A 5,325-nucleotide genomic window follows, 5' to 3' on the forward strand; every position below is an offset into this window, starting at 1 on the left:
GGACTAAATGAATAGTAGAATTGATTGAATGTACTCATAAACGACGTACCTGATTCTGTTTTGAGTAAGGAATTGTCTCGTAGTTCTCTTAATTGTTGTACTTGTGGTGCCAGTTCTGAGCCATATGTTGCAGTAGCAATTAGACAACCACCGCCTTTAGAGGTAGATTGATCACCTTTTTCTTCTGAATTGATTGAAGCTGTATCAGATTTTGTTTCTTTAATTGGCTCAGATGTTATTTTAAAAGAAGTTACAGAATCTTCAAATCTAGAAATTTGATCATTAAAATTTTCTATTCCATTACTGTATGCAAAAACATAAAATTTTTCAGGAGTTGAAATTATTGTTTCTCTGAATTGCACATTATATGATGTTCCATTATTAGAGAAGAAACCTTTGGCATTAGTAACATATGCTTGTTTTTCGTTAATTATTGATTTTTCTTGTGAGATTATTTCTAAATTACCAGTCTTTAGTGCATTTTTTAAAAATTCGTCTTTTTCTTTGATTAAATCATCTAATGATCTTCCTTTACTATCAGAAACTGTTAGAGAAATAACTGGGTTGATAGTACCAACTCTTGGACCTACAGCGACAATATCGGGTGCATTTTCATCTGTTTTTTCAGGTTCTTGTAATAACCAACCTGTTGGAACATTAAATGAAATATCTAAAGCCTTATTTTCATAAAGTTGGCTACCAGAAGAACTTGTAATTTCTGTAGTTGTTCGTTCAGGTTCTGATAAATTAAGTAGATTAGATACATCAGAACGTTTTACAACTTCAGCTTTTGTGATTTTTACTTGCTCTATATTTACTGGAATATCTCTGTCGCCTGTTTGAACTGAAGCAATTTTGTCAAGCGTATCAAAACTTTCTTGAGTTACAATTCTTCCAAATACAGTATATTGTTCATCAAGAAAATTTGAGTCCTTATGAACAATAAAAAATTGAGAGCCTGCACTGTTGGGATCAGCTGATCTTGCCATTGAGACAATTCCTCGATTATGTTTTATTGTGTTAAATTCAGCATTTACAGAATAATTTGGTCCTCCAATTCCCCAAGTTGTTGGATCTCCACTTTTTGTATTTGGATCTCCACCCTGAATCATAAATCCTGGAATTATTCTATGAAAAACAGTACCATCATAAAATCCACTTTCTGCTAATTTAATAAAATTTTCAACATGTTTTGGAGCATCATTGGGGAAAAACTCTATTACAATTTTTCCAAGATTAGTATGTAAAATTACTAACTTATCATCAGATTGTGCAAATGATTGATTTCCTAAAGTAATTAAAAACAATGTTAAAAATATTATACCAAGAAATTTTTTCAATAAAATTCCAGATAATATCTTACTTAAAAGCTAATTGTATTAGTTTTTAACAAGTTAGAATAATAAATTGTCATGCAGCCTGATGAAAAAATTCAAGCTCATTTGGTTTCTGTATGGAGAGAATCTAAAAAATTCTTATCAATAGGTGGAAAAGAAGGAATGTTGATTCTAACCGATAGACACCTAATGTTTATCCATAAAACACAAGCCAAAATGAAATGGTGGCAAGCAATTAGGCAAAGACAAGTCATTAATTTTTTAAAATCAAAAAACACAATGATCCGTCACGATGGATATAATGAAAGTAATCTCATTGAAGATATGGAAAATGAAAAAAACACACAGTTATCATTTGATGATATTTTGAATATTACTCATGAAGAAAAGGAATGGGGGAGTATCTTAGTTTTAGAATATGAAAAAGAGGGAAAACTACAAAAATATCAATATTCTATTGCCCAAGATTGGGTCAAGTATCCAGCTAAAGAGCCTACAAAGTACATGAAAGTAGATTGGGAGCCTTTTGTGCAATATATTAAAGACAGGCAAAAATTTACAAAGTAAAATTGAGAAAAATTTATGCTGTAGGTGTTGGACCTGGTTCTCCAAGATACGTCACCAGAATTGTAAGAGAAGTAATACAGGATTGTGATGTTGTAATTGGTTACAAATACACATTAAAAACAATAGAAGATTTGTTAGCAGGAAAAGAAATTCATGAAATTACTATGAATAATCAAGAAGAATCATATCAAAAAATTCTCTTAGAATTAGGAGATCGTTCTTTAGTTATTCCATTTACTGGTGATGTAAATTTTTCAGAATCAGAGGTTGTAGATAGATTAATTGAAATTTTTGGTGAGGTTGAAATAATTCCAGGGATTAGTTCAATTCAAGTTACTGCATCAAAAGCAAGAGTACCACTTGATAAATCCAAAATAATTACAATGCACGTTACAACTTCAATTGAAGAAAAGAAATTAGAATTGCAAAAAGCCTTGATTGATGGATATAGTGTAATTTTAGTTCCAAGACCATGGCCTAAACAACCAGATAAACATTTTATGCCATCAGAAATTGCAATTTATCTGAAAAATAATGGGTTTAATACAAAAAATATGAAGGTTCATGTCTTTGAAGCACTAACTACTGAAAATGAAACCAATTTTGTCGGAACGGTAAAAGATTTGGAGGGAAAAGAATTTTCAGATTTGTCTGTAATGGTTTTTAATCAATCTATCTTAGATTCATATATGAATTACAAGTGGCAGTGGAAAAACTAGTTTTTAGGTTTAGCTGATTGTCCAAGATTAACACTGTTATCTACATTTGGAAATACATAAGCTACAATGTCCATCCATTGATAATTCGGATCATATAATCTGTAAAATCCTGCATTTTCAAATGTAATGTTTACAGATTTATTTGGTAAGATGTCTCCAGTTGAGATTCTACCGTCAGAAACAAATCTATTATAACGATCACCAGTATCTTTTCCACTTTGAATACTATGTGTTACTGTATCATCGTTTACAATAGTTATTGTTGTTCCCGGTTTGATTGAAATTCTATCTTGTGAAAATAATTTTAATTCTGTCCCTTGTGAACTACCATATTGACCTATAGTTGAACCTACACCTTGAGTTGATGCACCTTTAAGAATATGAATTATAGTTTTTTGATCTGTTGTTTTAGATTCTGTTGGTGTAATATTGATTTTTGTTAGTTCAGAAAGTTTTGCGGTGTATATTATTTTATAATTATTATTATCCATTGCAATTCTTCCAGTGAATCCATAAATTGATGCATTTTTACTTTCTTCAATTAATCGTCCAAAAAATTTGATTGTTGTTTGATCACCAGAAGTGTTTTCAGCAATTCCATCAATTCTAATGTATTGACCTTGACGTAGTATTGTTGTCTTTAAGTCAGTAGCTAGAAAATTTTCTGCATCTAAAGTAATGAGTCCTTCTTCAACTAATGATCTTACACTACTTCCAGATAGTTGTTGTGTAGATAGTGTTAAATCAATATTAGAAATTTTTATCATATTTTCTGTTACTGCGTAACCAGAACCTTCTAAAGTAAAAGCGCTGTATGGAGTAATTATTGCAAAAGAATCACTGAAAATAAATCCTGAAAAAGCAAGTAATACTAAAAGAGTAAAAATGGTAATATTCATACATCATTTTTAATTTAATTTGGTTTATAATTTACTACTAAATTATTTTAGACTGAATGAGCAAATCTACGAGTTTTTTTAAATTTTAAAAAATAGGTAAAATTAGATTTTTTTCTTGAATTAATTTGATCATATAATCTTCCAAATATCCTCCTGTTAAAAGAAGTCCAGTTACAATACTGATTTCTATGGCTGTCGGTTTAAGAAAAGGGATTAGATTGGTTTTTTTATAAATTGCTTTAATCAACATAAAACTCCTGGATGTTGCTATTGAATATGCAGTTAGTTCCATTATTCCAAATGGTGAGAGAAAAAGTAGTGTAAGAGGTGGAATTTTTGCTATTTCAGGTGAGATTGTAGTTATTGCTGAAAAGGCAAATCCTGTTGACCAGGCTGAAAACAATCCCCAAACAACTCCAAATCCTGGGATAAACATTGGTAATGACACAGATAAATTATGAATGAATATTCCTATTGCATCAATATCTTTAACTAATTTTTCAAATTCAATCATGAATGCATTTGCTTCTTCTTTACTGACTTGAGACATAGAGCCAAGTTGAAAAATTATAGAAAATAATCCCATAAATATAAAAAATGTAATTATTCTAATCTTAAACACAAAATATTTTGTTAGAGACAATATTTGAGGGTTGACTGTAGGCGCAGATTTAATTAAACCAAAAAATATTCTTTGATGATGAAAAAGGAGCTTACTTTAGCCTTGAATTATGCTTTGAATAAAGGGTTTCAAATTCATCCTAATGCATTCAAATTTTTAGAAAATGTTGATGTTAAAAAATTAGAAAAAATTATCAAGGAAATTGTTCGTGAGAAAACAAAACAAAAATTATTTCAAATTAATCAAGATGATTTAGAGGTTTATTTAGGAATTAAAGAGGATCAAACTTTACAAAATGACCATAAGATAACATTTGATCCAACTTTAAAAATCACTACGGGGGAGGGGGTAAAAGGGTATAATGCACTTTTTGCAAGTCGTTTTAGTAAATTAAAAAGAATAATCTCAGATAGGCCAGAATCAAGAATGTTAAAAACAATCACTTCTGTCAAGTCTGCAAAAAGTGATGATGATATGTACGTCTGTGGACTTGTTACATCTAGAATTACTGAGAGAAATATTACAAAATTAGTATTAGAAGATCCTTCTGGTTTATTCGAAGGTATTGTTTTTGATACTGAATTACAGAAAGTGGCTGGTTCATTGTTAAATGATCAGTTCATTATGGCACGAATTGGTGTGGGAAAAAATTCAGGTTATATCATTAAAGATTTGATTTCGCCTGATATCCCTGATCAAGCCACAAATAGGTCTGAAACTGAAACATATGCAGTTTTTCTTTCGGATTTGCATATAGGTAGTAAGTATTTCATGGAAGAAGAATTTACAGAGTTTGTATCTTGGTTATCAAGTCCAGATCCAATTGCTAGAAAAATTCGTTTTGTGTTAATTGGAGGAGATTTAGTGGATGGTGTTGGTATCTATCCAAATCAAGATAAAGAATTGGTATGTCAAACAATAGAAGAACAATTAAAAAAAGTCGAGGAACTTATTGATAGAGTTCCTAATTACATCAAAATATTCATTATGCCAGGAAATCATGATCCTGGACGAAGGGCATTACCACAACCAGCTATACCAAAAAAATACAATTCTGGGTTATGGGAAAGAGAGAATGTGTTTATGGTAGGTAATCCAGCCGTAGTCTCTTTGAATGGTGTTAAAGTAATGATGTTTCATGGTCAAAGTATAGACGATATTGTAAAAACCACGCCTGGGTT

6 protein-coding genes are annotated in these 5,325 nt (G+C 30.5%); 3 read left to right on the plus strand and 3 right to left on the minus strand.

Features of this window, described 5'->3' with window-relative positions; genetic code table 11:
- A partial coding sequence (locus BG20_RS11430) for a peptidylprolyl isomerase (RefSeq protein ID WP_010195601.1) occupies nucleotides 1–1,340 on the minus strand: 1,340 nt, incomplete at its 3' end.
- A 72-nt stretch (nucleotides 1,341–1,412) separates the two neighbouring features.
- Here BG20_RS11430 and BG20_RS11435 point away from each other — a divergent pair.
- Nucleotides 1,413–1,904, plus strand: a complete 492-nt coding sequence (locus BG20_RS11435; RefSeq protein WP_007402651.1) for a hypothetical protein — start codon at nucleotides 1,413–1,415, stop codon at nucleotides 1,902–1,904.
- A 2-nt stretch (nucleotides 1,905–1,906) separates the two neighbouring features.
- Complete coding sequence (cbiE, locus tag BG20_RS11440; RefSeq protein ID WP_010195602.1) at nucleotides 1,907–2,623, plus strand: precorrin-6y C5,15-methyltransferase (decarboxylating) subunit CbiE; 717 nt, start codon at nucleotides 1,907–1,909, stop codon at nucleotides 2,621–2,623.
- Here cbiE and BG20_RS11445 read toward each other — a convergent pair.
- Both BG20_RS11445 and BG20_RS11450 read right to left on the minus strand, forming a co-directional pair.
- The gene (locus BG20_RS11445) at nucleotides 2,620–3,522 is read right to left on the minus strand and encodes a cupredoxin domain-containing protein (RefSeq protein ID WP_010195604.1); all 903 of its coding nucleotides are present in this window, start codon (nucleotides 3,520–3,522) and stop codon (nucleotides 2,620–2,622) included. The genes cbiE and BG20_RS11445 overlap by 4 nt on opposite strands.
- An 85-nt stretch (nucleotides 3,523–3,607) precedes the next feature.
- Complete coding sequence (locus tag BG20_RS11450) at nucleotides 3,608–4,108, minus strand: stage II sporulation protein M (RefSeq protein WP_010195605.1); 501 nt, start codon at nucleotides 4,106–4,108, stop codon at nucleotides 3,608–3,610.
- A 114-nt stretch (nucleotides 4,109–4,222) separates the two neighbouring features.
- Between BG20_RS11450 and BG20_RS11455 the strand changes: the two genes are divergently transcribed.
- On the plus strand, nucleotides 4,223–5,325 hold a 1,103-nt coding region (locus BG20_RS11455; protein ID WP_010195607.1), incomplete at its 3' end, for a metallophosphoesterase.

The organism is Candidatus Nitrosarchaeum limnium BG20 (assembly GCF_000241145.1).
GTDB classification, from domain to species: domain Archaea; phylum Thermoproteota; class Nitrososphaeria; order Nitrososphaerales; family Nitrosopumilaceae; genus Nitrosarchaeum; species Nitrosarchaeum limnae.

What these genes read in the sequence shown, in the direction of transcription:
- BG20_RS11445 (WP_010195604.1), bottom strand. Translation starts at nt 3,522, where the DNA reads ATGAATATTACCATTTTTACTCTTTTAGTATTACTTGCTTTTTCAGGA.
- BG20_RS11450 (WP_010195605.1), bottom strand. Translation starts at nt 4,108, where the DNA reads ATGGGATTATTTTCTATAATTTTTCAACTTGGCTCTATGTCTCAAGTC.
- BG20_RS11435 (WP_007402651.1), top strand. Translation starts at nt 1,413, where the DNA reads ATGCAGCCTGATGAAAAAATTCAAGCTCATTTGGTTTCTGTATGGAGA.